Annotated in this window: 26 protein-coding genes and 1 pseudogene; 12 read left to right on the plus strand and 15 right to left on the minus strand. The window is 65.3% G+C overall.

Annotation, left to right across the window (positions count from 1 at the left end):
- On the plus strand, window positions 1-1,307 hold a 1,307-nt coding region (locus AC1DP3_RS16570), incomplete at its 5' end, for a hypothetical protein (RefSeq protein WP_477295192.1).
- A 31-nt stretch (window positions 1,308-1,338) separates the two neighbouring features.
- Here the strand turns inward: AC1DP3_RS16570 and AC1DP3_RS16575 are convergent.
- On the minus strand, window positions 1,339-2,538 hold the full coding sequence (locus AC1DP3_RS16575) for a DUF4238 domain-containing protein (RefSeq protein WP_477295194.1): 1,200 nt from the start codon (window positions 2,536-2,538) through the stop codon (window positions 1,339-1,341).
- A gap of 155 nt (window positions 2,539-2,693) precedes the next feature.
- Between AC1DP3_RS16575 and AC1DP3_RS16580 the strand changes: the two genes are divergently transcribed.
- Window positions 2,694-3,749: a DMT family transporter gene (locus AC1DP3_RS16580; RefSeq protein WP_477295196.1), complete on the plus strand. Its 1,056-nt coding sequence runs from the start codon at window positions 2,694-2,696 to the stop codon at window positions 3,747-3,749.
- Between the two features lie 177 nt (window positions 3,750-3,926).
- Here the strand turns inward: AC1DP3_RS16580 and AC1DP3_RS16585 are convergent, their stop codons facing one another.
- Both AC1DP3_RS16585 and AC1DP3_RS16590 read right to left on the minus strand, forming a co-directional pair.
- A complete protein-coding gene (locus AC1DP3_RS16585) occupies window positions 3,927-4,496 on the minus strand; it encodes a DapH/DapD/GlmU-related protein (RefSeq protein ID WP_477295239.1) in 570 nt (189 codons plus the stop codon).
- 320 nt (window positions 4,497-4,816) lie between these two features.
- Window positions 4,817-5,779, minus strand: a complete 963-nt coding sequence (locus AC1DP3_RS16590; protein WP_477295198.1) for a DUF4238 domain-containing protein — start codon at window positions 5,777-5,779, stop codon at window positions 4,817-4,819.
- Window positions 5,780-6,125: 346 nt separating this feature from the next.
- Here AC1DP3_RS16590 and AC1DP3_RS16595 point away from each other — a divergent pair, with 346 nt between their 5' ends.
- From AC1DP3_RS16595 to AC1DP3_RS16605, 3 genes are all read left to right on the plus strand, one after another.
- Complete coding sequence (locus tag AC1DP3_RS16595; protein ID WP_477295200.1) at window positions 6,126-6,656, plus strand: DUF4365 domain-containing protein; 531 nt, start codon at window positions 6,126-6,128, stop codon at window positions 6,654-6,656.
- On the plus strand, window positions 6,653-7,828 hold the full coding sequence (locus AC1DP3_RS16600; protein WP_477295202.1) for a hypothetical protein: 1,176 nt from the start codon (window positions 6,653-6,655) through the stop codon (window positions 7,826-7,828). The genes AC1DP3_RS16595 and AC1DP3_RS16600 overlap by 4 nt, the downstream gene beginning before the upstream one ends.
- A 337-nt stretch (window positions 7,829-8,165) precedes the next feature.
- Window positions 8,166-8,981 (plus strand): hypothetical protein, encoded by an 816-nt coding sequence (locus AC1DP3_RS16605; protein ID WP_477295204.1) that lies wholly within the window; start codon window positions 8,166-8,168, stop codon window positions 8,979-8,981.
- Window positions 8,982-9,161: 180 nt separating this feature from the next.
- On the opposite strand, the gene AC1DP3_RS16610 is transcribed toward AC1DP3_RS16605, so the two are convergent.
- Both AC1DP3_RS16610 and AC1DP3_RS16615 read right to left on the minus strand, forming a co-directional pair.
- Complete coding sequence (locus AC1DP3_RS16610) at window positions 9,162-9,818, minus strand: FMN-binding negative transcriptional regulator (protein ID WP_477295205.1); 657 nt, start codon at window positions 9,816-9,818, stop codon at window positions 9,162-9,164.
- On the minus strand, window positions 9,818-10,744 hold the full coding sequence (locus AC1DP3_RS16615) for a DMT family transporter (RefSeq protein WP_477295207.1): 927 nt from the start codon (window positions 10,742-10,744) through the stop codon (window positions 9,818-9,820). Before AC1DP3_RS16615 ends, AC1DP3_RS16610 begins: the two co-directional genes overlap by 1 nt.
- Between AC1DP3_RS16615 and AC1DP3_RS16620 the strand changes: the two genes are divergently transcribed.
- The 5 genes from AC1DP3_RS16620 (at window position 10,743) to AC1DP3_RS16640 (ending at window position 17,198) form a co-directional block, all read left to right on the plus strand.
- Window positions 10,743-12,152, plus strand: a complete 1,410-nt coding sequence (locus AC1DP3_RS16620; protein ID WP_477295209.1) for an aminotransferase-like domain-containing protein — start codon at window positions 10,743-10,745, stop codon at window positions 12,150-12,152. The two genes, AC1DP3_RS16615 and AC1DP3_RS16620, sit on opposite strands and share 2 nt — an antisense overlap.
- 470 nt (window positions 12,153-12,622) lie before the next feature.
- Entirely contained in the window at window positions 12,623-14,434 is a 1,812-nt protein-coding gene (locus AC1DP3_RS16625) for an exonuclease domain-containing protein (protein ID WP_477295211.1), read from the plus strand.
- A gap of 921 nt (window positions 14,435-15,355) precedes the next feature.
- Complete coding sequence (locus tag AC1DP3_RS16630) at window positions 15,356-15,610, plus strand: hypothetical protein (protein WP_477295213.1); 255 nt, start codon at window positions 15,356-15,358, stop codon at window positions 15,608-15,610.
- A gap of 5 nt (window positions 15,611-15,615) precedes the next feature.
- A complete protein-coding gene (locus AC1DP3_RS16635) occupies window positions 15,616-16,620 on the plus strand; it encodes a zeta toxin family protein (protein WP_477295215.1) in 1,005 nt (334 codons plus the stop codon).
- Window positions 16,617-17,198, plus strand: coding sequence for a recombinase family protein (locus AC1DP3_RS16640; RefSeq protein WP_477295217.1), 582 nt, complete (start codon window positions 16,617-16,619; stop codon window positions 17,196-17,198). The genes AC1DP3_RS16635 and AC1DP3_RS16640 overlap by 4 nt, the downstream gene beginning before the upstream one ends.
- 421 nt (window positions 17,199-17,619) lie before the next feature.
- Here AC1DP3_RS16640 and AC1DP3_RS16645 read toward each other — a convergent pair whose 3' ends face one another.
- From AC1DP3_RS16645 to AC1DP3_RS16675, 7 genes are read right to left on the minus strand one after another with little or no spacing between them, the layout of a single operon-like run.
- Window positions 17,620-17,898 carry a hypothetical protein gene (locus AC1DP3_RS16645; protein ID WP_477295219.1) on the minus strand — a complete coding sequence of 93 codons (279 nt, stop codon included), beginning with the start codon at window positions 17,896-17,898 and terminating at the stop codon, window positions 17,620-17,622.
- Window positions 17,895-19,022: a hypothetical protein gene (locus AC1DP3_RS16650; RefSeq protein ID WP_477295220.1), complete on the minus strand. Its 1,128-nt coding sequence runs from the start codon at window positions 19,020-19,022 to the stop codon at window positions 17,895-17,897. Before AC1DP3_RS16650 ends, AC1DP3_RS16645 begins: the two co-directional genes overlap by 4 nt.
- A complete protein-coding gene (locus tag AC1DP3_RS16655) occupies window positions 19,019-19,513 on the minus strand; it encodes a hypothetical protein (protein ID WP_477295222.1) in 495 nt (164 codons plus the stop codon). Before AC1DP3_RS16655 ends, AC1DP3_RS16650 begins: the two co-directional genes overlap by 4 nt.
- A complete protein-coding gene (locus AC1DP3_RS16660; protein ID WP_477295224.1) occupies window positions 19,510-19,776 on the minus strand; it encodes a glutaredoxin family protein in 267 nt (88 codons plus the stop codon). The genes AC1DP3_RS16655 and AC1DP3_RS16660 overlap by 4 nt, the downstream gene beginning before the upstream one ends.
- On the minus strand, window positions 19,776-20,303 hold the full coding sequence (locus AC1DP3_RS16665; protein WP_477295226.1) for a hypothetical protein: 528 nt from the start codon (window positions 20,301-20,303) through the stop codon (window positions 19,776-19,778). The genes AC1DP3_RS16660 and AC1DP3_RS16665 overlap by 1 nt, the downstream gene beginning before the upstream one ends.
- A gap of 2 nt (window positions 20,304-20,305) precedes the next feature.
- Window positions 20,306-20,965: a ParA family protein gene (locus AC1DP3_RS16670; RefSeq protein ID WP_477295228.1), complete on the minus strand. Its 660-nt coding sequence runs from the start codon at window positions 20,963-20,965 to the stop codon at window positions 20,306-20,308.
- Between the two features lie 48 nt (window positions 20,966-21,013).
- Window positions 21,014-21,244 (minus strand): helix-turn-helix transcriptional regulator, encoded by a 231-nt coding sequence (locus AC1DP3_RS16675; protein ID WP_477295230.1) that lies wholly within the window; start codon window positions 21,242-21,244, stop codon window positions 21,014-21,016.
- Window positions 21,245-21,360: 116 nt separating this feature from the next.
- Here AC1DP3_RS16675 and AC1DP3_RS16680 point away from each other — a divergent pair, with 116 nt between their 5' ends.
- Window positions 21,361-21,951: a hypothetical protein gene (locus AC1DP3_RS16680; RefSeq protein WP_477295232.1), complete on the plus strand. Its 591-nt coding sequence runs from the start codon at window positions 21,361-21,363 to the stop codon at window positions 21,949-21,951.
- Between the two features lie 484 nt (window positions 21,952-22,435).
- On the opposite strand, the gene AC1DP3_RS16685 is transcribed toward AC1DP3_RS16680, so the two are convergent.
- From AC1DP3_RS16685 to AC1DP3_RS16695, 3 genes are read right to left on the minus strand one after another with little or no spacing between them, the layout of a single operon-like run.
- Window positions 22,436-23,809 carry a sensor histidine kinase gene (locus tag AC1DP3_RS16685; RefSeq protein WP_477295234.1) on the minus strand — a complete coding sequence of 458 codons (1,374 nt, stop codon included), beginning with the start codon at window positions 23,807-23,809 and terminating at the stop codon, window positions 22,436-22,438.
- Entirely contained in the window at window positions 23,806-24,486 is a 681-nt protein-coding gene (locus AC1DP3_RS16690; RefSeq protein WP_477295236.1) for a response regulator transcription factor, read from the minus strand. Before AC1DP3_RS16690 ends, AC1DP3_RS16685 begins: the two co-directional genes overlap by 4 nt.
- Before the next feature lie 28 nt (window positions 24,487-24,514).
- On the minus strand, window positions 24,515-25,333 hold the full coding sequence (locus AC1DP3_RS16695; protein ID WP_477295238.1) for a COG4705 family protein: 819 nt from the start codon (window positions 25,331-25,333) through the stop codon (window positions 24,515-24,517).
- A 329-nt stretch (window positions 25,334-25,662) separates the two neighbouring features.
- On the opposite strand from AC1DP3_RS16695, the pseudogene AC1DP3_RS16700 reads away from it, so the two are divergent.
- A pseudogene (locus tag AC1DP3_RS16700) lies at window positions 25,663-26,258 on the plus strand (recombinase family protein).
- Window positions 26,259-26,319 lie beyond the last annotated feature (61 nt).

The raw sequence follows: 26,319 nt of genomic DNA on the forward strand, positions 1-26,319 counted from the left end.
GTGTGATGTCCATTCGCCTCCGCACACCACGGGCCTTGAAGCGCATGTTTGGCCAGCTCGACGCGTTCTTAGGTGCAGTCGGACCTGAGGTTCGGTTCGATGACTTCGTGGTCCTCACCTGGTTCCGGACTGTGGAACCAGGTGTCTATGGACTTATCCAGGCGCGCAAGAACGAACTCCTGGGTACTGGCGGTGATGCGCTTCGTAAGATGTCACGCCCGAAGAAGAGCAACGCTCAGATGAGAGCCGAGTGGCTTCGGCGACTCGAAGAGGCACAGGTAGCAGAAGCTCATCGGGACGACGTTCTCTACCTGCTCACCTCGATTTTCCCGATGCTCGACGGAATCTATGGCGGCGACGACACCGAGTATGAGCGCCATAGCCATGGGGCCCCCGCCCCTACCCCCGGCAGCATTTCCCACCCTGACTACTTCGATAGGTTCTTCGCCTTTGGCGTCCCCAGTGACGACATCCCCGACTCGGTGATCCATGGTGCCGTCCGCGAGCTCGAACTCGGACGGACAGGTGCCGACAGAGCTCGACTCGACGAGACGTTCCGCACCCAACCAGACCTAGTCATTCGGAAGCTCACGCAGTTGTCGCGGTCTCAAGCCATCGAACACGGTGCACTCATCCGGTGGCTCAGCATCCGCTTCGACGCGGCACCGTTGTTCGGCACCATCGAACACCGAATCGAGGGACTCGTCGCCGAACTGCTCGCTGAGTTGCCAACCAAGGAGGGGGAAGCTCTCGTACGCGAACTCTCGACGACAGATTCCGACCTGTATCTCATGGGTAGCGCTCAGCGACTTCTCGCGGCTCAGCAATATGGCTCGATGAGCGAAGTCGCACGGTTCAACGCTATGGGTGCAGCGCTCGCCCCTGTCAGCGCGGAACTCCTACGAGGACGTCTCGAAGTCCTCGTTGACGAGGTGGTGAGCCCGCTTGATGCGACGGATGAAGCCAGCCGGTTGAAGTGGCTCTGGCGGGAGCTCGACGGAGAGGGCTTCCAGCGGCTGCTTGCTGGTGCCGTGCAGTCCGGGCGCTGGACGCTCATCGACGAGCTCGCATGGTTCGTCGGTTGCAGCGTCGGCCCTGACGGGACGTTTTACATCGGGAGATTTACCGATCTCTCCGCGCTGCCTCACGTGTTCGATCTGCAAGCGGTGTTTGTGTCGCTCGCACCCGAGATAGAGACCGCGGAGCGCTGGGACCGCAGCCGGGACGTCCCAGCCACCCCACAGACACTGCGGCGATTCGTGCTCGCTTCGCTCAAAGGGATGCGCGACGGGGACCACGCCGATTGAGTCCCTCGCGTCGACGACCCCCACCCAGGAGCTACCTCGAGAACCGGTGCGGTCGAGCGTGGGGCCGCGCGTTCGCCACGGCAGCGGGGAGGCTCTGGTCGTCGTAGATGGTGACGGCCGGTGCGGGCTTCGGCCAGGGGATCTGCGCGAGATGGGGACCATCGGGGTGAGCCGCGACCCAACCGAAGGCGCTCCGCGCTTGAAGTAGATTCGCCTCCCGCGCGATCCTTATCGCCTCACCACCCGCGAGGTTCCACACCACGGAGTTCCATGGCGCGCCGATCGGGCCGTAGACGAGGGCGTGGCGGGGGGTAAGGGGAAGGATCACCTCGTCGGCGTCGTGGAACCCAACCCCGCGGCCATTGGAAATCTGCACCAGGTTCTCGGGAGGAACATGTTCGCCCTTGATGCGAATCCGTTCACGAAGGTCGCCTTCCGGCGTGCCGTCTCGGGGACTGAGGACTACGGGTTCGTCGCCGATGATCAGCAAGGACGCGTCCAACCGCGCTACGGACACCGGCCGGCGGGAGAGATGCTCAGTCAGGTCCTCGCTAGCGCGATGCATGAACTGGATGTGCTCGTTTTGGTGCGGCACGATCTCTAGTTCCTGGATCTCCTTCGGGCTGATCTTGTCCTGGTTGACGAGCTTCATCCCGTAGTCGGCGACAAGTTCCATGGCACGACGGGTTCGCATCCCACGTAGCGCCTGCACCGCGACGAAGGTATCGAGCGCGAAGCGGTCGACACCTGTCGGCGGTCGAGCGTGTCCGAACGTCGAAGTTGACAGGTAGGGACGGATCACGCGCGCGAACTCGGCCTCGACCTCGCTGAGCCATACTTCCATCGCACCGTTGGGTGCCATGTCGAGATCGATGAAAGTGTAGAAGTCCTTGACCGCCACGTCGCCCACCGACATGACGCGCACCTTGCCCGTGATGCGATCACGCAGACGGATCTGATTCGAGCTGTTGGCGAACCGGCGCAGGATGGTGCGCGGGACGATGTGATGCCGAGTGCCGACCTGGCTCTTCAAGTCGATCGACTCGTACCACTGCCGCGCCAATCGCTCCGCGCCGGCGTCGCTGGCCGGCTGATACAGACGTCCCACGGGTGCATCATGACACGCATCTCCGACACCGATTCGTCCTCTTGCTGAACGCTGTCCGCCGCCGCTGAGGCAGCGATGCCGGAGATGCTCCTGTGCGCGCGCATCTACCAGGACAAGGTTCAAGTTATGGCGACAGTGGGCGGCCGGCGTCCTGAGCGTCTCCGGTCGGCCAGGCGCGACGAGGGAGCGCCTCCGGTTTGCGCCCGCATGGGGATCCTTCCGTCTGTCTGCGCGGCTGAGGCGCGTCCGCGTGAAGCCTCGCGGCGTAGCCTGGTTTGGTGCTGACCTCGCTGCGGAATCCCGGTGTGCAGGCTGCGCTCGTCGCCGCACTGCTGTTCGGCGCGGGCACTCCGATCGCGAAACTGCTGCTCGCGGATGTGAGCCCCTGGATGCTCGCGGGACTGCTGTATCTCGGCTCGGGGGTCGGTCTCGGCATCTACCGGCTGATACGCCGCCCGCCTCATGTGCGACTTCAACGTCGAGAGTTGCTGGCGCTGGCGGCCGCGATCTTCTTCGGCGGGGTCGTTGGCCCGGTGCTGTTGATGTTCGGTCTGATCGGGATGCCGGCATCCGGAGCTTCTCTACTGCTGAACGCGGAAGGCGTGGCGACGGCGCTGCTGGCTTGGTTCGTGTTCAAGGAGAACTTCGACCGCCGGATCGCCCTCGGCATGGCGGCAATCGTCGCCGGGGCGGTGGTGCTGTCATGGCCAGGTCAGGCAGATTTCGCCGGCATCTGGCCCACCTTCGCGATCCTCGGTGCGTGCCTCGCGTGGGCCATCGACAACAACCTCACCCGCAAGGTCGCGTTGCACGACGCGACCTGGCTCGCCGCAACCAAGGGCCTCGTCGCGGGACCCGTGAACCTGGCGCTCGCGTTCGTGCTCGGCGCGTCTCTCCCTCCGCTGCTCAACGTCGGGGCGGCGATGCTGACCGGCTTGTTCGCGTACGGCATCAGCCTCGTGCTGTTCATTGTCGCACTGCGCCACATCGGAACCGCACGCGCAGGCGCCTACTTTTCGATCGCTCCGTTCTTCGGCGCGCTGATCGCGATCGCGATGGGAGACCCGATCACTATCCCGCTGATCATCGCCGGAGCGCTCATGGCGCTTGGCGTATGGCTGCACCTGAGCGAACGGCACGAGCATCCCCACACGCACGAACCGCTAGAGCACGAGCACTGGCACACCCACCCCGACGAGCACCACGACCACGCGCACGCCGAGCCGGTAGCCGCCGGCACACGGCACCGGCATCCCCACACGCACACCGAGCTCACCCACACGCACGAGCACTACCCCGACAGCCACCACCGCCATTCACACCCCGCGGACTGACAACAGCGGCCAGCTCAACGAGCCAATCAGTCGCGGCAACACGGCCACTCCGGAGCGGCTTCGGGCCGAGAATAGAGTGCCCGCTCAGCGATCCCATCTGAGACGAACGGTCGCGCTGAAGGACTGGCTTGCGGACGCTCAGGTAGGCATCGCCGCCGACGTCCGGGACGGTGTGATTCAGGACGTGAGGGTGCGGATCACGCGAGCCGGGGAGCCGACGACAACGGCGTTCTCGGGGACATCTTTGGTGACGACGGCCGCCGCTGCCACGACAGCGTTGTCACCGATCGTGATGCCTGGCAGGACGGTGACGTTCGCTCCTATCCAGACGTTCCGGCCGATGATGATGCGGGCGGGGTGCAGGTCGCCGCGCTTGCTCGGGTCCAGGTCGTGATTCAGCGTCGCCAGGACCGTGTTGTGTCCGATCAGGCAGTCGTCGCCGATGACGATGCCGCCTTGGTCCTGGAACTTGCATCCGGCATTGATGAAGACCCGCTTGCCGACCGCAATGTTCTTCCCGAAGTCCGCGTAAAACGGTGGGAACACCGTCACGGACTCATCGATGGGTGTTCCGGTCAGTTCTGCGAGCAGGTCTCGAACCCGCTCCGGCGAGTGGTAGCTGCCATTCAGCTCGGCGGTGATTCGGAGCGCTTCCTGACTGGCCTCGTGCATGGCCTCGTGCAAGGGTGACCCACCAGCGATCGGTTGCCCGGAGTTGAGTGCGTCGAGTAAAGCGGCGAGAGTCATGTGAGCAACCCCCTCATCGGTATCGTCCGTCGGCGGCAGCGTTCTCCGCATCGGCGACACCGATCCCCCGGAGCCGTACCGCCGTGCTCTTCGCCCGTGGTCGTTGCGGGATGAGTGGTCATGGGTCCAGTCTGCTMTCCGCAGCGCGGAGGAGGGAGGGGTCCCTCAACGCACCCCCGAAGTTCCCGCCGAGACCGCTTGCCACGGTCCTGGCTGCGCCCGCATGCGGACCGGCTATCGGGCGCGTCTACCGTTCTGCCTTGCGACGACGCGCCAGCCGGGGCACATAGGGAAGCAGAAGGATGCGGATCCCAGCCATGTCATGGCGACGGATAAAGTCCGTCGGGGAGGTCATCGAAGTTGATCCGACCACCACGCTTCGAGAGTTCGCTCACGTCTGCCGGGACGAGGTGGCCATCGTCAGGGTGGTGATAGACGAATCGGTAAGCGTGCATCACCGAGTTCTGATTGAACAGCCGACTCGATTCATTGTCCCCGACTCGCGCAAAGTCAAAACGGCCAAGCGCGATATCGGCGGCAACGAGGTCTCCGAGCGGCCCACTCGGGTCTCGGAACATGACCAACGCGAGCTCGCGAGTCAAGGGGAATATTAGGGCCCAAGAATTCTCGAGTCCGAGCCCGACACTCTGAACTTCGCGTGGGTTTGAGAGCGGTGTTAGCGGCTCGTCTGAAGTAAGCAACGACGGAGCATCGAAGCGGACGAGCTCCCAGGGGCGCCCGAGAACGTGGCCCGCAAGCTTCGGCACCAAGGTCGCGATCTGTTCGATGTGCACCGCCGACGACACCAACGGCGGAAGATCGCCGACCGAAAAGTCCACCCCTCGAGGCGCGCCTGGAAGGTCCATGATTCGCGCGAACTCTTTCGGATCTTCATAGGCGAGGACACGGAGGTCGGCAGCCAGTACATTCTGCATCTGCGTTCGATGGCTAGGCAGGCGAAGAAACTGGAGTGTTATGTAGTGGGCGAACAGGGCGCGGTGATCCGGGTCCAAGGGCCACGACCCGTCAACGATTGATCGGTACACGGGCGCGACAGCGTCCTCGATGCGCGAGAGCTCAGCTTCGAAGGAGCTCGGATCGCTCGAATGGTCAGGGACTGTGTAGAAGTTGGCTTCCACCGTTGCATCAGAAACGTTCGTACTGTGGTGGGCCCCCGTGCGGACGTTTACTGCCTCGAGCCGCTCTCCAGCCGCGAACCCGCGGAGGTAGAACTGGGGAACGGTGTGATGACGCTTGGGCCGATCGCCCATCACAGTCCCCATTCCGTGCGCCTCGGGCAGTCCCGGTAACAGCCGCCACCAACTCCTCCGAGCTGGTCACGATACTCGACTACGGTTCCGAGTGCCGATTCGCTTCCGCGGCCACGCCGTCCTGCCGACTCAAGGCAGACCAGGACCAGTCGAAGGCGTCCAGCGCGGGACTGACAAGCTCGCGGACCAGTGCCCAAACCGATGTAGACATCCGGACGCTTCGACTTCCTGACGTACTACGCCCTCGGACACGGTCGTAGGTCCGACGGGCACCGAAAATGCGCGGCGTTCTGGCGCCCTCGAACACGGCCCGTCTTGTCGTTCTTAGGCGGGCAAGCCACACCAATACAGTKGGGGCATGACGACGGCCGCCACGGCGAATCCACCGAGCCGCCTGCTGACGCCTGCCAACCATCACTTCACGGACGAAGCGCGCAAGGCCCGCTACGGCGTCGCGTACATGCAGTCCCTGTGCGCACACGCCGGCGTGGACTTCAAGGAAGGCTCCGTCGATTCCGACTACATGGCAATCGACGGCACCGTCGAATACCCCCGCGTGGCGGCCCGCGTCCAAATCAAGTGCACGTCGCAGTTCAAGGTCGGCCCCGGCAACATGTCGCTTCAGCTCAAGCCCAGCTGGGTGGAGAAGTGGACCGAGAGCGAGACCGCCGTGTTCGTCGTTGTCGTGAAGGTTCCCAAAGGTGTCCCCGACTGGGTTGAGCATGACGCTGTGTTCACCCGCCACGGAACCGTCGCATTCGGCAAGCGATTCGACCCCACGGCCCATCAGACCGTCATGGCGTTCACCGCGGCCGACAAGGTCACGACGGAGACCATCTATGACTGGCGACAGCTCACTTACGACATCTACGACGGAGTAGTGCAGTGAGTCCGAAGTTCGCAGACCGCCCGACGGCAACCCCTGCCGTGCCTCGAACCGGGATCAGCATCGCGGCCGGAGATATCACCGCGCTGCTCATCCGGCGTCGCTGGACCCAGGTACGCCGGAGCGAGCGCGCGGCGCTCTGGACACTCCCGGCGGATGGCGCTGAGTTGTACGTCCCCTACGCGCTACGCCGGGACACCATCGAGTGGGATGGCGTTCTGGAGCGCATCGCGGCACCGACCGCCGAGAACCCGCGCGACATCGAGAAGTCCATCGAGCAGAACAACTACGACTTCGTCCGCTATCGCGTCAACGCGACAGGCGAGACCATCCCGCTTGAGACTGCCGCAACCGTCATCAGCAGCGCGTACGGCATGCTCCGGGCCGCAGCGACTGCGGCCAGAAAGCCACGCGCGACCATCGCGAGTTACACGAAACTCGGCGACGAGATTGCTGGCTCCGCACGTCTTGGGCACACCGAGCAAGGCTCGTTCGTGTTCCCGGTGCTGGTGCACATCAATGAGCCCCCGGCCGCGCCGGCCGACACCCTCGACAGTGTGAACCAGGTAGCCCCGGAGTCGAACGAGCGACGCGTCACGCGCACGCTGGCTCAGGCGCTGTCGGCGTTCCAGAAGCAGATCGTGCAGCCCGACGCGCAGCCGACAGCCAAGAACATGCTGCCCATCATCTACGCGGGTGGTACGCGCGAGCTCTTCAACAAGGCAGCGACCGCACTCGCCGAGCCGGACATCGCCTTCTTGGAGACCGGATTCACCTGGGCCGGCGCCGAACCTGCGGCGGACGACCTGCCGACTGCGGTGACCATTCCGGCCGAAGCGAGCCGATTGCTCCGCGACGCATCACGCGTGCTCGCGGACACGAAGAAGGAATCACTGCGCGTCTTCGTCGGCCCCATCTTCCGGATCGAGCAGAAGCACGGCGAGCCTTTCGGGCTCATCACGATGACCGCGTCGGCGATGGTCGAAGGAACCCGCAAGAGCCGCGTCGAAGTGCCAGTCCGGGCCACACAGATGGGCGACCTGCATGAGTGGATGCACGCTGGCACCACGGTCGTCGTGCAGGGCMAGCTGGAGCGACGGCCCGGGCACTACGCACGGCTGAAAGACATCACGACTCCGCAGCCGTTGTCGGCCACCCTGGAAGGGGTCGAGTGAGACGTCCCGAAACCTTCGCCCATCACCAAGCCCACGTGGAGCAACCTCTGGTTGCGCGGGGACTGAGGTGATCGTTCCCTCGCAAGGTAGTGCCGGCCGGCCGCGGGGCGGCTATTCGTCTGAAGTGCACCGGGGGCACCGCTTCCGTTCGTTGCACGCTTGGGGATGCCTTGCGACGACCACGCAAGGGCACCGAGGCGCACGCTGAGCGACCCTCTTGCGCCCGGTGCGCTGCCAGCCTTCTCCTCGCAGGCGACGTCTGCTGGTAAAACTCATGTCTTCGTCGCCCGATCCCCCGCAACGCAAGGAGTAGCGCTCCTGGTGGGAGAATCCCGGGGTGGATGATGCGACGCTGCGCCTTCAGGAGATCTCGCGCCATTGGCTCGACACTCGCGACGCGTTTCGCGAGGTGATTACTGCCGGTCTTCCACCTGAAAGCTCCGACTTCGAAGCCGACTTACGTTTGATGCTGCGGAGTGTGAGCACCCTTCCGCAAGCCGCCTTCATGTTGAACTGCGCGTTCGATTCAGCCGAGGTCCTCGATCAGGCGTGGCACGTAGCCAGTCACCACGTGCCGTCGGACTACATACTCATGCGCGCGATGCTCGATAACGCAATCAAGACCATCTGGCTGATCGAGCCCGAAGCAGCCAGTGAGCGGGTCACACGCGCCTGGTTGCTCGCTCGGGACGCACCAGCGCGAAGCAAGGCTCGCGCGACGACGATGCTGAAGACGAATCCCGCGCGACCGAGCGCCGATGCTCTGAAGGCAACCGCCTCCAACGCAAAAAAGTACATCGCCGACCTCGACGAAGCGTTCGAGAGAGCTGTAGGCCCATTGCCGGCGCCGACCTCACCCAAGGCAGCTGACTTCATCGTGGCGACCGAGCGGCAGGAACTTGAATCAGGCAACGACGGAGGAATCGAAAGACTGTGGAGTCAACTGAGCGAGCTTGTTCATGGATCGATGGCTCCGACGGAGTATCGGCGCGTTGTCGACCCACCTGCTGGGCACCTACGACCGACCCGCGCAAATGTCGACGACCTCGCACTCGCAGCCGGCCTGATCACGAGGATTCTTGACGGCGCACTAGACCTGTTCTACTCGCGATTCGACCCGCGCGATCAGCGCGGGGAGGCGAACGCAACGTAAACACCTTCCCGATATGGCCGATCAATGTGCGCGCTGCCCGACCGGCTTGCGTACACCGTCATCGGATGCCTAGGGCGACCCTCACGCGAGCCGGATCGAACGTCTGCTACCCGTGCACCAGCCCCGAAATAGGCTCTTTCTGAGCATGAGAGATAGCGGTGAGCGGGCTCAGTAGGTGGTTCATCCCGAATCTCGGCCGTGGGGCTTGTGGACGGGCCCCGAATTGGCTTCGTGGGATCCGTGCGCTCGTCGTCGCATCTCCGCGACGAGGGCCGGGTTTGTCGGGTCGAGGTGGTTCATGACGTTGTCTGCGACGTCGGGTGGCTTGTTCTGGCTGAGCTTTGCGCGGGCGTCGAAGCGGTTGATGCGTACGCGTAGCCCGACCGTTCCTTTGGCGATGCGTCGGGTGCCCTGCTCATCGTCGCTGAGGCTTCTACCGCGTGGGTGGTGCTGCTCGAAGTGGTCGGTGAGCGCGCAGAGCATGGCGTAGTTCTCGTCGTCCGTCAGGATTTCGGGAGTGCCGTACAGGTGGGCGGTGACATGATTCCAGGTGGCTACGAGGTCACCTGGTGTGTACCAGCTCGGTGAGATGTAGTCATGTGGTCCCTGGATGATGACGAGGATCTCGTGGCTTCCAAGTTCGTGGAGGGTGTCGTCGGGTCGTCCGAAATGGCTGACGATGGAGATCTCGTCGCGGTCTTCCTCCACGAGTACGGGGTAGTGCGAGGCGACGAGCCCCGTCGTCGCCGGGGACACGAAGGTGGCCCATGGGTGGGCGCGGATGAGGCGTTTGACATCATCGGGGTCGGTCATCAGGTATCTGGGCGTGTAGCGCATCAGCGGGATCCTTTGCGGGGGAGACGGGTGCGGACGGCGAGGGCGGCGCAGAGGATGACGGCGACACCGCCGAGCACGGTGGGCCAGGTGAGCTGCTCGCGGAGGATGACGGCTGCCCAGAGGATGCTCATCACGGGCTGGACGAGTTGCACCTGGCTGACTTGCGCCATGGGTCCGATGGCGAGGCCGCGGTACCAGGCGAAGAAGCCGAGGAACATGCTGATCACGGCCAGGTAGGCGAACGCCAGCCATTCGACGGGCGTGCCCGTCGGCGGCTGCTGGAGCACCGAGATGGTGGTGAGGGCGATCATCAGCGGAGCGGCAAGGACCAGGGCCCAAGACACCGTCTGCCAGGCCCCCAACTCACGAGCCAGCAGTCCCCCTTCGGCGTAGCCGATCGCGGCCGCGATGACCGCGCCGAACAGCAGCAGGTCCGACCATGTCAGGTGACCGAAGCCACCGCCTTGGAGCGCGGCGAATCCGATCGCCGCAACGGCGCCCAGCGCCGCGAACACCCAGAATGACCGCACGGGGCGTTCCTTGGTGCGCAGTACCACCATCACTGCCGTCGCCGCCGGCAACAGCGCGATCACGACGGCGCCGTGGCTCGCCGGCGCCGTGGTCAATGCGAACGACGTCAGCAGCGGGAATCCGATAACGACGCCGCCGGCGACGACGGCCAGCCGCGCCCACTGCACCCTGCTGGGGAGGTGCTGTCGGGTGATCGAGAGAGCGATCACAGCGAGAAGCGCGGCAACGACGGCTCGCGCCGATCCGATGAAGAGTGGCGAGAGTCCGCCGACCGCGACGCGGGTGAACGGCACGGTGAACGAGAAGGCGGTGACCCCGACGAGGCCCCACCAGAGCCCAGCGCGACCGGATAACGCTGGCGCTCGCAATGAAGTAACGCTACTCTGTTCTAACATGTCCAACGATAGCACTGACCGGATCATCGCGGGACTTCGTTCCTGGATCGCCAGCGCCGCTCCCGGTGCCCAGTTGCCGTCGAACCGGCAGCTGACCGCCGAATACGCCGCCAGTCCAGTGACGGTGCAGAAGGCGATGCGCGCCCTCACGGCTCTGGGGATGATCGAGAGTCGGCCCGGGGTCGGTACCTTTGTGCGCTCCGTGCGAACCGCCGGCCCGGTGGATTACGGATGGCAGACCGCGGCGCTCGGATCCCCTCACGCCCGCATCCCGACGCTCTCCACTCCGCAGCGGACCGCGGCGCCGGACGCGATCGGACTGCACTCGGGCTATCCGGATCGCGAGCTGCTGCCGGAACGGCTGGTTCGCGCCGCGATCACCCGAGCGGCCCGCACGGACGCAGCGATCACCCGGTCCCCGGCGACAGGACTGCCGGAACTGCAGAGTTGGTTCGCGACCGAGCTCGCGAACGTCGCTCCCGTCGGTGTGACACCGGCCACTGCGCGCGACGTGCTGATCCTGTCGGGCAGCCAGAGCGGGCTGAGCTCGATCTTCCGGGCCATCGTCGGTCCCGGCCAGCCGCTGCTCATCGAATCGCCGACGTACTGGGGCGCAATCCTCGCCGCAGCCCAAGCCGACGTCACGCTTATCCCGATCCCGTCCGGCCCCGACGGGCCTGACCCTGACGATGTTGCGCGCGCCTTCGACGACACCGGGGCACGCGCGTTCTACGCGCAGCCAACCTACGCGAATCCGACCGGAGCGCAGTGGTCGACCGAGCGGGGTCGCGCCGTCCTGGACATTGTGCGGGCACGTGGCGCGTTCCTGATCGAAGACGATTGGGCGCACGACCTGGCGATCGACACCGACCCGCACCCGATCGCCGCGCACGACCACGACGGACACGTGATCTACTTGCGCTCACTCACCAAGAGTGTCTCGCCGTCGCTCCGTGTCGCCGCCCTCATCGCCCGAGGCCCAGCCCGCGACCGCATCCTCGCCGACCGGGGTGCCGAATCCATGTACGTCAGCGGCCTGCTCCAAGCCGCCGCCCTCGACGTCGTCACTCAACCCGCGTGGGCCACGCACCTTCGCGGACTCCGACCGCGACTCCGCGCCCGCCGCGACCTCCTCATCGACAGCATCCGCGAACAGGTCCCCGAAGCCCACCTCGACCGCACCCCCGTCGGCGGCCTGAACCTCTGGCTCCGCCTCCCCGACGACACCGACCTCGAACGTCTCGCGCGAGCATGCGAAGCACGCGGAGTGATCATCGCCCCTGGCACCGAATGGTTCCCCGCCGAAGCATCCGGCCCATACATTCGGCTGAACTACTCCGGACCAAATCCCGACAGGTTCCCCGACGCGGCGCGCACAATCGGAACCGCCTTACGCACCCACACCTGACGCGACGGGCGTTCTCATCGCTTGATATCGCGATTGCGGTGATGAAGGTGGAGCTGGAGAACTCGGCCCTGTGAAATGTTGCGGTTTCGAGACCGAATGCAGTCGAGTACAGGGGGGTGATCTCACTGAGTGGGGGTTCAAGTCCCACCGGTACCGCCAAAATTCCTGATCAGTTGCCTATTCTGGGGCTGACCGGCGTTCTGGGAGAGACTTGGGAAAAACCCACCGTAGGGGTYGCCGCACCGCCGTCCTGGGCTGATCCCGATCGTGCGGCCCAGCCTGTTCACTGGGGGACCGGCCTGCGGGCAGTGGCCGGCTGATCCGCCGAGCGCGGCTAGGAGGCCGCCACGGAGCATTCCAAACAGGCGTGCGTTTGCTTGCTCAGCCTGCACTTGGGCAGGCGACCGACCGCGCGGGCCGAGATCACGATCAGGAGGCTCGTAGAACATACTCAGCGCACTCCAATCTCTGTGGTCGGACCACAGGTTAGATTCGAACCACACCATCACGATCGCAAGACACTGGCATTGCCTTTATCCACGGTCGGCGGCGATGGTCGCCGTGGATGTCGGCTGTCTCGGCAGGATGACCGTCGCGTCATCGGATGTGCGAGTGCGCTATCGGATTGCCGTTCGACGAGTTCTTGGGAGAAACGTATGGGGATGTTCGACTGGTTCTTTGGAAAGCGCAACGACACCGCACGGTCCGTTGTGGAACGACCGGCACCATCGGTCGCTGCCGAGCCGGTGCCGCACTTCGCGGTCATCGACGTGGAGACCACAGGACTCTCTCCGCGGCAGGACCGCGTCCTCGAGCTCGCCATCGTCCGAGTGGACAGCCGTGGGACCGTCATCGATGAGTGGTCGACGCGGTTCGATCCGGAAGGCCCGGTCGGCGCCACCCACATTCATGGGATCACTCAGGCAGACGTGACGGGCAAGCCTCTGTTTCGCGACTTCGCGCCAAGCCTGATCCCGCATGTCGCTCAATTGCCGATCGCAGCACACAATGCACGGTTCGATCTCGCTTTTCTGCGAGCCGAATTTCAACGCGCCGGATGGGACGTTCCTTGGCTGCCCGCCTACTGCACGCTCGATGCCAGCCGCCGCCATCTTCCGAGCCTGGACCGGCGCCGGCTCGCAGATTGCTGCTGGGCCGCCGGGGTGCCCCTCGACAATGCACACTCCGCGCTCGGCGACGCCCGCGCCACGGCCGGACTGCTCAGCTATTACTTGCAGGGCGCAGGAAACGGTGTCCTTGACTCCGATCTTCGCTCTGTGCCCACCGAGGCCCGGACAGTGGTGTGGCCCGATGGTCCCTCGCGCGCGCCGTTCACCGTCTTTCCCGACGCCGTCGGGTCAGCGCGTAGAGCCCGCCCGTCTCGGATCGCTCCGGCCCGTCCGACGCAGCCTCCCTTGCTGCGCCAGATCACCGATCTCAGCCTTCTCGACGCCATCGACGAGGGCGCGCCAGATGGCTCGATCGTCTACCTGGAGACACTTCTCGTTGCGCTCGAGGATGGTGAGATCTCCGATGAGGAAGCAAGCGACCTCGCCGACCTAATCGGGATCTACAACCTCACCGAAGCGGACCTCGCCGCGGCGCACCGAGCCTTCATCCTCGCGCTCGCCCACAAAGCCGTCGACGATGGTCACGTCTCACACGACGAACGAGCAGAACTACACGCCCTCGCCACCACTCTTGATGTACCTGCAAACACGATCACCGATCTGATCGCGCACGCCGACGCCGCCCGAGCCACACGGATGAGCGCGGGTCTTCGGCCGCTCCCCGTGGGCTGGGCGCACGGCGAGCCGCTGCGCGTAGGCGACAAGGTCGTATTCACCGGATGCGACGACAACCAGCGCGCGCGTCTCGAACGGCGAGCGGAAAGCCTCGGAGTCCGCGTGATGGGCAACGTGTCCCGGCTCACATCGATGCTCATCACTGACGGCACGATGGACGGCACAAAGCTCGCCAAAGCGCGCGAGGTCGGAACCCGGATCGTCGATCCGGACGTCTTCGACACGCTTCTCAAACACCTGCAGCCCGCCGCGCAGCCCCGGGAAACTCGTCAACCCCAAGGGGTGGTGCCGACAGAAGCGCTTCCCGCTCGACCCCGTCCCAACAACGCGGGCGCGCCCAGCGGCGATGGGTCGCCAGGCGCGGTGCGAGCCTGGGCACTATCGAACGGCTACCCGGTMGGTGTTCGCGGACGGATAGCGGCCGAGATCACCGCGGCCTACCAACGCGCACACGCTCCCGCCGCCGCCAGCGCATAGCCCAACGCAAGCATCCGCCCCACCCGCCTGCATCCCCAGGAGAGGCATCGCGTTCGGGCGACGGCGCCGCATGTTGGCGAGACGCATCCGTGCATTGCCGCTTGTGGATCCCAACCGGGCGACGTCTAGCCAATTGACGAGCGGTCCTGTCGGGGTTGGACGCCGTCAACGACCTGGCCCACTCCGACGTAGTCCTGCTTTACGAATAGCGCGCCGTCCCACCGGCGGTACCAAGCGGGACGGTCGGCGAGCCACGCACAAAACTCAGCGCCAGGGATATCCACTCGCGAGTATGCGCGACTCACGGCTCGAGGGTGATTCAGTCGCCCGCCTCGACCGTTGCGACCCACGTAGTAGAAGGCAACTGGGCCACGGATGATGTTGATCGTTGAGTGATGAGCGGTGCGCGCCCGCACGGATACGTGATTTCCGTTGGCCTGCACATACTCGCTTGGGAGGTAGTGATAGACAGTGCAGGAACCGATGAAACCGCGCTTGGCTGGACTCAAAGCCCAGTAACGGAAGAAGAGGCCCGCCGCGACGGTCCACGTGAGCAGGGCGCACGCAAACAGCACAGCGGTGGTTTCGATCAGGTCCACCGGATCCTCCCGCTCGAATCTGGAAGGCCATGGTACTTCTCGGCCACGACACGGCCGGTAATGGCAGAGGTTACTTGAAGGTCGCGCGAAAAGGATCATCAATAGATGCATGCCCGTTTGGAGGCAAGCAGCATCAAGCTCGCTCACGCCTCCGCTTGATGCGCGAACGCCACCACGTGGGTAGTCGGTTCCGGGAGCCAATCTCGCGGTAGACCCGCTTCGCTCGACAGGTTGAGCGCCGCATCAGGCCGCGAGCTGCAGTCTCCGAAACCTTCGTATCTACCTTTATGGATCGGGGATACGATGGGCGCGGGAGGCCTTCGTGGCGAACACTTCGGGATGGCGAGTCAATGACGTCGTCGCCTATGAAGCGATGCGCGAGTCTGCCACGACCCTGACAGCACTCCTCCTCCGAGCGGCCAACTCGAGGGCGCTGGCGCCCGACGATGTTCTCGTGGAGCTTGCGGAGCTACGTCGCGACGTCCTCGCGGTGGACGGCTACAACCGGGACGCGGTGTCCGCTCTGACGGAACGCATCACGGGCAGAATCCGGCTGCTCTCGAGAGCCGATCAATGAGCTCGTTGGATCCCGATGTGGACGAGCGCCAAGAGATTCTCCGGCGCGACATCATCCCCCTCCATTTCCCGGAGGATTCCCCCAGCCCCAGGCCGACACTCGTCATTTTGAGCGGACAGCCCGGCGCGGGCAGGTCGCGGGCGACGACTCAACTAATTGATGAGTACGACGGCGACCTTGCAGTAGTGAGCGGCGACGACCTGCGAGGGTTCCATCCACGGTTTGTCGAACTGGCGATGGCCGGCTCGACCGAGGCTTCTCAGATACTCGCTCAAGCTTCGGCGGACTGGGTTCGCGGGTGCATCCGATTCGCCCGTGAAAACCGGCGATCGCTTCTGCTCGAGGGGACATTCCAGGACCCCTCAGCGGTTGCAGCGACGGCAGCAAGATTCGCCGCTGAAGGGTTTCGGACTCGCGCGGTTGTGGTCGGGACGCGGCGGGCGGAGAGCCTGTTGTCGGTGGCGTCGCGATATTTGCGTGATGTGCAGACTGGCGGCCCGGCTCGCTACACGAGCCGTGAGGCGCACGACCGCGGCCTCGATGCCACACGAGCTCTCGTCGCTGCCGTCCCGGAGACGCCCGCGATCGATCGCCTCACTGTTCTCAGCCGTGATGGGCGCACCGTCTTCGACGCGCATCGGGCTGATGGGGAGGATGCGTTTGACGGTGCGAGAGACGCGCTCACGGCTGCGCAGTCCGCGCGATTGAGCCGGTTTGATGCGACGCAGTGGTTGAGCGAGCTTCACCATGCGACCGACTTCGCGGCGTCCCGCCGTGACCTGTCGCGCGGGGTGACGGAGTTGCTGGTGGATTTGCATGAGACGTCATTGCGGGAGGTGATCCCCGAGTTGCATGTGCCGGCCGGTGGGAAGTTCACGACGGMGATGGAGCAGGCGACGGCGGCACGGTTGGTCGCATTGCGCGGCTCGCTGCCGCAGGTTCAGTCGGTCGACGCGGCGGCACCGCTGGTCGCGCCCGGGGCGCCCGAGCGTGGAGGCGTATCGCGGTGACGCACCCGGTCGGTTACACGCGGGAACTGGCTCCGGGCAGCGGGACCGAAGCAGATGCTGAGGAGCTGACCCGAGTCGGAGCGGAGCGCGTCTTCACGGAAGGCAGCACGGGCGACGCGCGCACGCGTCCGCGGTTGCAGGAGTGCATTCGATTCCTCGAGCCGGGAGACACCCTCATCGTGACCGGAGCGGCACGCCTGTCGTCGTCCGTCACGCACTTCGTCACCACAGTGAGCGGCCTGACCCAGCGCGGCATCGCGTTCCAGTCGCTCTCCGAGCCGGCACTCTGCGCGGGTCTGAACTCCACTGTGGACCCGGCCGAGGTGCTGGTCGCCTTGGAGGGATTGCGGAGGCGGCTCGTCGGCGTGCAGACGCGTGCCGGGATGGCTTCCGCGGCGAAGGACGGTCGCCGGCCGGGTCGACCGACCGTGATGACGCCCGAGCGGGTTGCGATGGCCGTCGAGCTGCGGAACGTGGGACGCCCGATCACGCACATCGCACGGGTGCTGGGCGTAAGCGCGAACGCGGTGCAGCGCGCCCTCGCACCCATCCCCCGGCCCGTCGATACCCGCCGCTAGTCGTCCCGTCGGCGCCGGACAGGTCGGGCTGACAGACGGGGTGAGCCATCCCCGGACGATGTTCGCCGGCCGTCCACGATGGTGCACGAGCCGGTCGACCGCTTCCTCGGGTCGGTCCCCCAGCGACGATCGAGTTCGGCACTGGACCCGTGTGAGAGGTCGTGGCGAGTTCGTCTCTACTTCCCTCTCTTGACTGCTTTTGTGGGGCCTTTCCGACAAGTGGCTACGGGTGCGCCCGGAGGGGTGCGCAGTGCCGGGACCGTGGAGTAGCGGACCGAGCGAAGCGAGGGAGCATACGCCGCGAAAGCCCGGAACGGAGCACCCCGGAGGGCGCTACCATCGGCCGCCAGGAAAGGCACCCCCGTCTGGGGGCACCCGCCATCGCGGATCACGCTCCTCGCAATGTCTGTTCCTTGGTTGTCTACAGCGTCACGAGGTGCGTGATGAAGCCTTGCCTTTCGGCGGTGGGGTCGGCGATGGCGTTCCGGATGCCCTGGCGCAGGTCGTCAAGTGTGGTCTGGTCGATCCCGGTCAGTGGGGCGATGCACCAGTCGACGTCCTCTTCGATGGTGTAGCCGGGCTCTTCGGTGGGCTTGTCGGGGTAGTAGGTGAATGCGCAGATCGCGACGCGATAGAGGACGGCGTCGGCGTGCGTGCGGTCCAGCCCGATCGGTCCATCGGTGGTGGGGGTGGTGTTCATCGGTTCATTCCCATCGAGTTGTGCGGTTGGAGCATCGGATGTGGGGCGGCGGGATCCAGGTGATGCGGATGTCGAGGTGGGTCCCGATGTCGGAGTCGCTCGTTGACGTGTCGGGCGATCGCGTCCAGACGCGCATCTTCTGCGGCCTGTTCAGCGTCCCGCCGGGCCTTCTCCGCACCTCGGGCCGCTTCGGCGGCTTCCCGGCGGGTGCGGCTGAGGGTGGCGCGATCGTCGAGATCGGGGGCGGTGTGCAGGTAGTGAGCGGCTCGCGCCCGTTCACTGTCCCGTTCCCAGGCGGCAAGCAGCGCGGGTGGGGTTCGTAGGGCGGGATCCTGGGCGCGGATCGCCCGCACCCGGGCGGGGGTGTAAGTGCGGGCGAAGAACTCCGCGGCAGCCTCGGCGTTCCCTCGCCGCTGTGTGCTGGGCACGGTGTGTAGGCGCCGTAGGGGGAGACCGGCTTCCTTGCGGAGTCGTTCTCGGGCACGGTACCGCGCGGCGACCGCTTTGAAGTGCTCGGGGTGCTCCGCGCGCTTCTGGCGGACGTTCGCCGCGATCTGCTCCGCATTCTTCGCGTAGTACTCCCGTTTCTGTACGAGATGCGGTTCCGGGTTGTCGCGGTACACGGCGCGAAGCCGTGCGTTCTCCTCCTCCCGGTGGCTGTCCTTCCAGCGCTGTTGGCGGCCGCGTCTCTTCGCGGCGTACCCCTCCGGGTCCGCCGCGCGCTGCTTCGCGCGCTGCTGCCGCTGATATTCGAGGTACTCCTCACGGTGCGCGGCGTAATAGGCACGGTGATACTCGCGGCGCTTCGCCGCCTTCTCCGCCACCGCCACCTCCGCCCGTTTCTTCTCGGCACGGTGACGTTCGTAGCTCTGCCTCTGCGCGAGCACCTTCTCCGGATGGTCCGCGTTGTACTGATTCCGGTAGGCGATGACGTGCTCGGCGTTTCGGGCACGCCACTGCCTCTTGTACTCCCTGATGTGCTCCGCGTTGCGTTCCCGCCACGCCTTGTCGGCGGCCGCGAGCTGCTCCGCGTGCGCCTCCCGGTACGCCTTCGCCTGCGCACGAGCACGCTCCCGCCGCGCCTCGGCCGAGCCCTCACCATCAGCGTCTGCAGACTCCGTCATCGCACCCCTCCTCGCGACGCCGCGCCAGAGACGGGGTGCCATACACCGGTGGGGGTACCCAGCCCTTCGAGCAGCGACCCGGCCGGTTCGAACCGGTCGCGGGGTCGGCGGGGACCGGTCAGCGGGAACCGCTGCTGCGCTTTCGGGGCGGAACGCTTCCCGCGCGGGAAGTACTCCTCACGGATCCGGCAATCGGCGTCCGGCACCACCCAATGGCACCGCTGCTTCCACCAGACCGTCAGCTCCAGTTCCGCCTCCTCGACGCTGTTCGCCCACACGCCGACGACCCGTCCGTCGACGATCTGAGCGGTGTGCCAGACGCGCTCACCGGGACGAATGCCGCGAGCGGCGAGAGTGTCCACGATGAGCTGCCTGCGCTGGCGGCACTCCTCGTTCGTCGCCTGTCCGGCGTGGATGGGCGTCGCGGCGCGGATCCGTTCGCCGGCGTCGCCGAGGCTCTCCTCCGGCACCGGCGCCGAATCGGTGCTCATCGTGACTCCTGCAGGTGCGTTGCGAGCCGGTCGATGAGGTCGGGGCGAAACCCGGACCAGTGATGCTCGGGTTCGGCGTTCACGATCACGACCGGCGCTTCGCTGTAGCCGAGCTCCTCCGTGATGAACTCCCGCGCGTTGCCATGGGCGTCATCGGTGACGTCGATGAGCGTGTACGGGATGCCCGCCGCGGTCAGGCAGCGGCAGGTCAGCGTGCACCGCATGCAGGACGCGCCGGTCGAGTAGACGGTGACCGCGCTCATCACCGGACCCCCATGTCTCGGCTGCTCCCGGGGCGCGGAGTGGGGGTCGTTGGATCGCTCGCCAGGACGTCCCTCCCGCCCGGATGGCGGGGCTGTCGGGCCGCGGAATCGCGGGAGTCCGGAAGTGGCGCGATTCCGCTCTGCGACAGTGCGGACAGTCCAGACTGCGGCAGTTCCGATGCTCGGGAGTCGGGGACCGCGAGAGTTCGGAACTCCGGGACTGCGGGGATCACGGAGTTGCGGAGTTCATCCTCGGTGGACCCGCGCAGGTCGGCGGCGTGGGCGAGGAGCAGGTCGATCGCGACACKGATGAGCGTGTTCTCTGTGATCCGCTCGCTCTTCGCGTGTCGCCGTCGCATCAGGGTCTTGGTGAGCGCGGTGAGCGCGGCATCCTGATCCGGACGGATGCGGRCGTCCTTCCGTGCCAGCCGTGCGAACTTCGCCAGCCCACGCTCCTCGTCCGGCGCTTCGGCTTCGACGCGGGCTCGCGCGTTCTCGAGCTTTCCGGCGAGATCGACCCGGGTCATCGTCACCACCGCCCACGCAGCGTTCCGGTGAACTGCCCGGACAGTTCGAGCCCCGCCCGGGTAACGTCCGCGATCGTTCCTTCCGTGCGCCGGTTGTCCCGGAGGCTCGTGACGAGCTCGCCAAGGACCGGCGCATCTGCGTGGGTCTTGTACTGGCGCAGGTACGCGTCGAAGCGAGGCGCACCCCACGTTGTATCCAGAAGCTCGCGCCACGTCTGAAGCTGGTTYGGGATGCGCGTGTCGATCCGATTCAGCAGCACCCCGTACCGGAGCCTCCGCGGTTCGATCAGCCGACTGATCGTGCGCATCGTTGGCTCCACCGCGAGCGGCTCGGGGGTGAGCGGGACGATGGCGTAGTCCGCGGCATCCAGCACCGTTTCAAGAACCGGAGTGTCCTCGAGACTGCCAGGGGTGTCGACCAGCACGAAGTCGTACTCCAGGCCGAGATCTCGGAGCCGTCCGAGCAGTTTCGGGTTTTGACTGCCGGCGAAGTCGAAAGGTAGCCGAACCCTCGCGTTGTCAGCCCACCACACCGTCGACTGCTGACGATCCACATCGACGACCAGCACGCGGTGCCGGCGAGACAGTGCCGCACCGAGCTGCATCGTGACGGTCGTCTTGCCGACGCCGCCCTTCTGGTTCGCAACCGCGACGATCCTCATCGGCTGCACCGCTGAGACGGGACGCTCACAGCTTGAACCGGCGGGCACTCAGCGCTCACGGGGGCGACCGTCTCGCGCTCCGTCTTCGATCCACGCCTCCAGCTCGTCGAGTGCATAGACCACTGCTCGCCCCAGCTTTCGGTAGCGAGGTCCCTTTCCCTCGTATCGCCACATCGCGAGCGTGTTCTTTGAGATGCCTGGGATTGCTGCGACAACCTCGTCTGGGCTCAGGAAGACGTGACTGAGTCCCACGGGGCCTTGATTGGTCGTAATTGCCATCCGAACCGCCTCCTTATGCAGATCTAATTTGGTCTTGCACATAAGTACACGCTTTATAGGTATGGTTAGTCAAGAGTCATCTGCAGAACGACTCMGAGGTAAGGCAAGATGGGACGGTGAAGGTCGACGTGAAGTCACTCGATGGAGCCGAGATGTCGGCTCAGGACGCAACCGTGTCGGTCGGATCGGCGTTACGCATCGCGCCAGCCTTCGTGGCGACGGCCGTGGACGAGTCGACCGGGGTCGAGACCACCATCGAGGCTCACTACAGCGCCGATCGCGGTCGCTACGTCATCACGACGATCATCAACAGAGCGATRGCTGCCGACTTCAGTGAAGAGCGACTGAAGCACGCCGCACCTCAAGCGATCGTGCAGATAGCCATCCCCCATTGCATCGCCTTGCTGCTTGACGACAGCCCCGGCGCGAAATGGACCACCGTGGCGGATCTGACTACGCCCGACGGCCGGATTATCCCGCCATGGATGGCTCAGGCCGTTGCGAAGCGAGGAATGAAGGATGAGCGGTGGGCAGTCATCGAGATCTTGTACGGCACTGCCGCGCTCGCTGACTTGCCGCCCGTCAAGCTCATCGCGCTCGAACTCGATGTTCCCGAGCGCACTGCGTCGGACTGGATCCAGAAGGCTCGGACTGCGGGTTGGCTGGTCGGCATGACATCCAACGTCGGCCGGCCAGCGAACGGATGAGACCCGGGCCCGCGTCTGGGTTCGGCTCCGATCGACCGGGGCCGCTCCGTGCGCCGCCGGCTTCCCACTGACGCGCCAAATTGTCGGCGCCTTCATCCAATCGCGGTGCGATGGACGATGGGGAGAGTCAGCCCGCCCGGGATGCGCGCCCACGGTCTGCGCGGTCCTCAGGTCTGAGGTTCCGTGGACACAATATGGACACAACCCGATCAAGATTCCTCAGATCCTCCTGATCCAGACCGAGCGAGACCCTGGTTAGCCAACACCGAGAATGCCGCATGATTCCGCGGTTCAGCAGCTCAATCGGCGTCATTCCGGCTCTCCACGGAGACCGCGAATTTGGGTCATCCGGGAGTTCGACTCCCGCCGTCGCGTCCACTTCAAGAAGCAAGGACCGCCACGTCCCAGTGGGATCGCTCCTCTTGTTTTTGACGATGACCCGCGCCGCCTTGTGAGAAACCCGCGAAGTGTTCCCACGTCAGCGTCAGTGAACACCCGCGCCATCGATGGAAGATGCGAACGGGAACGTGATCTCGACGTGCAGACCGACGCCACGATCGTTGTCCAGCCTGATCGTCCCCCCGGAGTTCGCAGCGATGGCGGCGACGATGGGGAGGCCAAGTCCGGCGCCGCCTTCCGTGCGGGCAGCGTTCTCGCGGGAGAAGCGTTCGAATGCGAACGGGACATACCCCTCGTCCATCCCACCGCCGTCGTCGTCGACGGTGAGCCGCACCCCCTCGCGTTCCGTCACCAGCCGGAGTTCGATCGACCCTGACTCGCGGATCGCCGCGAGCCCATTCCCGACGAGGTTGTCACAGACACGACCGAAGTCCGCCTCACTCACCCGGACCATCCTGTCGCCGGTCGATGTGTCGTCGGCATAGTCGATCCGGATGTCGCGCCCGGCCGCTCGCAGCCGACCCCGGTCTGCGGCATCCGAGAGCTCAGTGGCGAGATCAGAGACGCCGGCCATCCCAGAGCCGCCGTGCGCGTCGAGCCGGGACAATTCGAGCATGGCTGTCGCGAGCGCAGAGAGGCGACCGAGCGTCTTCTGTGCCGCCGACACGTCGGCCTTCATCTCAGCGAGCGTCTGGGCCTCGCGCTGGGCGAGTTCGAGGCGGGTTTGGAGGATCGCAAGGGGGGTGCGGAACTCATGGCTCGCGTCCGAGACGATCTGGCGTTCGCGGTCGGCCGAGGCGCGCAGTTCGATGATGAGTTCGTTCAGGGTGTGAGCCAGTTCAGAGATCTCGTCTCGGGCTGGTCCGACGGGGAGAAGTTCGCTTCCGGCAGTTGTTGCGAGCTGCTCGGCGCTGCGACGCAGGCGTGTCACGGGGCTGAGTGCGGCCGAGCCGATGAGCCAAGCGGCAACGCCGAATCCGATGTTGATGAGGGCGATGCTGGCGACGAGGAGAAGGGCGACTTGATTGAGCACATCGGTGTCCGGCTCCGTCGCCGTGATCACGTGCCAGTTCCCCCCTTCGCCGGCAACTGATGTCACCATCACGAGGTAGGCCGTGTCATCGGCTTCGATCGTGTGCGCACCGTCCGGACCAGAAGCCAGGGCGTCGATATCGTCCGCGAGAGTGACGGGGAGTGTGTCGAGCGCGACCGTTCCGTCCGATGTGACGATCGCCGCGAACTGCCCGGGTCCCGGTGGATCGAACTCCTCGGTCTCACCCTCCTCGATCGCGGTCACGTAGGGCGCCTGGACGCTCTCGAGGACCTGGATCTGATTGTTGTGGACGATCCGGACCACCTGGTCGTAGATGAGGAGGCCGGCAGCAGTGGACAGGAGGATCGCAATGAGCAGGCTGCCTCCGGTGATCCGGGCTCGGATGCTCAGGCGGGAGACATTCATTCGTCTGTGGCGATGAGTTCGTAGCCGACCCCGCGCAATGTCGTGATTTGGACGGGCGCGTGGACAGTATCGAGCTTGCGGCGCAGATAGCTGATGTACTGGTCCACGATGTTCGCGTCGACGTAGGCAGCCGATCCCCAGATGGTGTCCAGTATCTCGGCGCGCAGCACCGCACGCCCGAGATTCGCCGCGAGCAGCCTCAAGAGGTCGAATTCCGTGCGGCTCAGCCGCAGCTGAATTCCACCGGCCGAGATCGCCTGCCGGGCCATGTCGATCTGGAGCCCGCTGATCTCCACCCGGGTGGCCCCGATCGCGTCTCGCCGGCGCAGGGCGCGCAGACGGGCGGCCAGCTCGGCGAACTCGAACGGCTTCGTGAGGTAGTCGTCGGCGCCGGCATCCAATCCTTTGACACGATCGTCCACGGCGTCTCGCGCGGTCAGCAGGATGATCGCCAGCCCGTCGTGCTTCCGCCTCAGCCACCGACAGACCTCGAACCCCGACATCCCGGGCAGCATCACGTCAAGGACCGCGATGTCGTAGCCGCCGTCGGTGGACAGGGAGATCGCGTCGATGCCGTTGTCAGCGACGTCGACCAGGTAGCCCTCCCCCCGCAACCCCCTCGCGAGGAGTTGGGCCATCTCAGGCTCGTCCTCGACGATCAGAATGCGCAATGCCACGCGATCGACCTTCCTTCGTGGTGCGATCCTACGATGCGACGATCCCGGGAAGCCCCTCCAGCGCAACGGCTGCTTCGGCACGCTGGCGGCGAACCTTGATGCCCAGATAGGAAGCGAGCACGACGATGACAGCGAGGAAGATGGCACTCGTTGCGGTTGCGCCGAATCCCAGCCCACCATCCGCGGGTGACTGAGAAAGCAGGTCGCCGATCGATGCGCCGAGCGGCCGGGTCAGGATGTACGCGGCCCAGAAGCAGAACACCACGTTCGCCTTGAACGCGAACCTCGCTATCGCGATCGCCCCGATGAGCGACGCGAACAGGATCGTGCCGAGAAGGTACCCGAGGCCCCACCCCTCGGATATGAGGTCACCAGCGGCCGTGCCGAGGGCGAACGTGAACAGGATCGCGATCCAGTAGAACGCCTCACGCCTGCGGGTGAAGATCGTGTGGATCGACAGCGTGCGCTCGCGGGAGAACCAGACGCCGAACGTGACGGCCAACACGATGCTGAAGATCAGCGTGCTGATCCATAATTCGACGCCGAGCACATCCGTGAGGTTGTCGGTGATGAGCGTGCCCACAATGCTGATCAGCACAACGACGGTCCAGTAGACGCCCGAGCTGTATCGCTTCGTCGCGAATTGGGCGATGAGCGCGATCACGAGCAGCGCGCTCGTGATCCACGTCGTGACGCTCAGGCCGAGGCCGAGGGTCTCGTTGAGATAGTCGGCGAAGGTCTCGCCGGTCGTGGTCGAGAGGACCTTGATCACCCAGAAGGCGAACGTCACCTCAGGCACCCGGTTGAACAGGATCGTACGGATGTGCTCAGGCATCGTGTCGGTCATGTCCACAGCGTCGGGGTGGGGCCTTGGAGTTCCCTCTCACATGGCGCCCTGCACGTGAGCGTTCTCTCAGAAAGGGCGGCTCGGCGCAGCGCCCCGCGGTTAGAAGTCGACGGATCGCCGTCCCTCACGCACACGTGATGCCGTTCCGATGCCGCGCGTTCCGTTGGCACGAGCCCTTTTGCTCTTACACCGGATCGCTCGTTGCGTATGAGGTACCCGAGTGCAAATACGTCCCGGGCGGGTCTTGCGGGAAATGCTGTCGAACGCGGGCTCGTGGGCCTCGAGCGAGAGGTCTACCCCAAGCGCCTCTGCCGGAGAAGTCTTCGGACATGAATGAACTACTCATCGGGTACGCCCGCGTGTCCACATATGAACAAGATCTGACTGCCCAGCGAATCGCTCTGGAGCGCCTTGGCGTCGACCCGCAATACATCTTCACTGACCACGGCCTGACCGGCACGAACCGGGCGCGACCTGGGCTCCGCGAGGCGATGGCGGCCTGCCGAAATGGCGACACCCTCGTGGTCGCGAAGCTCGACCGCCTCGCACGGTCTCTCCGTGACGCCAAGGACATCGTGGATGAGCTGACGGCGAAGMATGTGAAGCTCAGCATCGGCGGGTCGGTGCACGATCYACAAGATCCCGTGGGCCGGCTGCTGTTCAACGTCCTCGCGATGGTCGCGGAGTTCGAGTCCGACCTGATCCGAGCCCGAACTCGCGGGGAATGCAGGTGGCCAAGGCCAAGGGACGACTTCGCGGGAAGCAACCCAAACTCTCGGTCGCCCAGCAACGACACCTGATGGAAGTGCACTACGCCGGCACTCACTCCACAGCCGAACTTGCTGAGCTGTTCAATGTCGCCCGCTCCACTGTCTACCGGACTATCCAGCGACAGGAGGCAATCAAAATCAGCGGGCGTGACTAGATCCGTACTCCGACTCAGACAGTCACGGTGACGCGCCGACTCGGGCTCGGGAGGTTTAGAT

It is taken from the genome of Microbacterium sp. P5_B6, assembly GCF_056400345.1.

Bases quoted from the DNA above. Each gene is read 5' to 3' on its own strand.
- AC1DP3_RS16645 (WP_477295219.1), bottom strand. From the start codon at position 17,898: ATGAACACCACCCCCACCACCGATGGACCGATCGGGCTGGACCGCACG.
- AC1DP3_RS16585 (WP_477295239.1), bottom strand. From the start codon at position 4,496: ATGACTCTCGCCGCTTTACTCGACGCACTCAACTCCGGGCAACCGATC.
- AC1DP3_RS16675 (WP_477295230.1), bottom strand. From the start codon at position 21,244: ATGGCAATTACGACCAATCAAGGCCCCGTGGGACTCAGTCACGTCTTC.
- AC1DP3_RS16610 (WP_477295205.1), bottom strand. From the start codon at position 9,818: ATGCGCTACACGCCCAGATACCTGATGACCGACCCCGATGATGTCAAA.
- AC1DP3_RS16620 (WP_477295209.1), top strand. From the start codon at position 10,743: ATGTCCAACGATAGCACTGACCGGATCATCGCGGGACTTCGTTCCTGG.
- AC1DP3_RS16685 (WP_477295234.1), bottom strand. From the start codon at position 23,809: ATGAATGTCTCCCGCCTGAGCATCCGAGCCCGGATCACCGGAGGCAGC.
- AC1DP3_RS16695 (WP_477295238.1), bottom strand. From the start codon at position 25,333: ATGACCGACACGATGCCTGAGCACATCCGTACGATCCTGTTCAACCGG.
- AC1DP3_RS16650 (WP_477295220.1), bottom strand. From the start codon at position 19,022: ATGACGGAGTCTGCAGACGCTGATGGTGAGGGCTCGGCCGAGGCGCGG.
- AC1DP3_RS16660 (WP_477295224.1), bottom strand. From the start codon at position 19,776: ATGAGCGCGGTCACCGTCTACTCGACCGGCGCGTCCTGCATGCGGTGC.
- AC1DP3_RS16590 (WP_477295198.1), bottom strand. From the start codon at position 5,779: ATGGGGACTGTGATGGGCGATCGGCCCAAGCGTCATCACACCGTTCCC.
- AC1DP3_RS16655 (WP_477295222.1), bottom strand. From the start codon at position 19,513: ATGAGCACCGATTCGGCGCCGGTGCCGGAGGAGAGCCTCGGCGACGCC.
- AC1DP3_RS16595 (WP_477295200.1), top strand. From the start codon at position 6,126: ATGACGACGGCCGCCACGGCGAATCCACCGAGCCGCCTGCTGACGCCT.
- AC1DP3_RS16615 (WP_477295207.1), bottom strand. From the start codon at position 10,744: ATGTTAGAACAGAGTAGCGTTACTTCATTGCGAGCGCCAGCGTTATCC.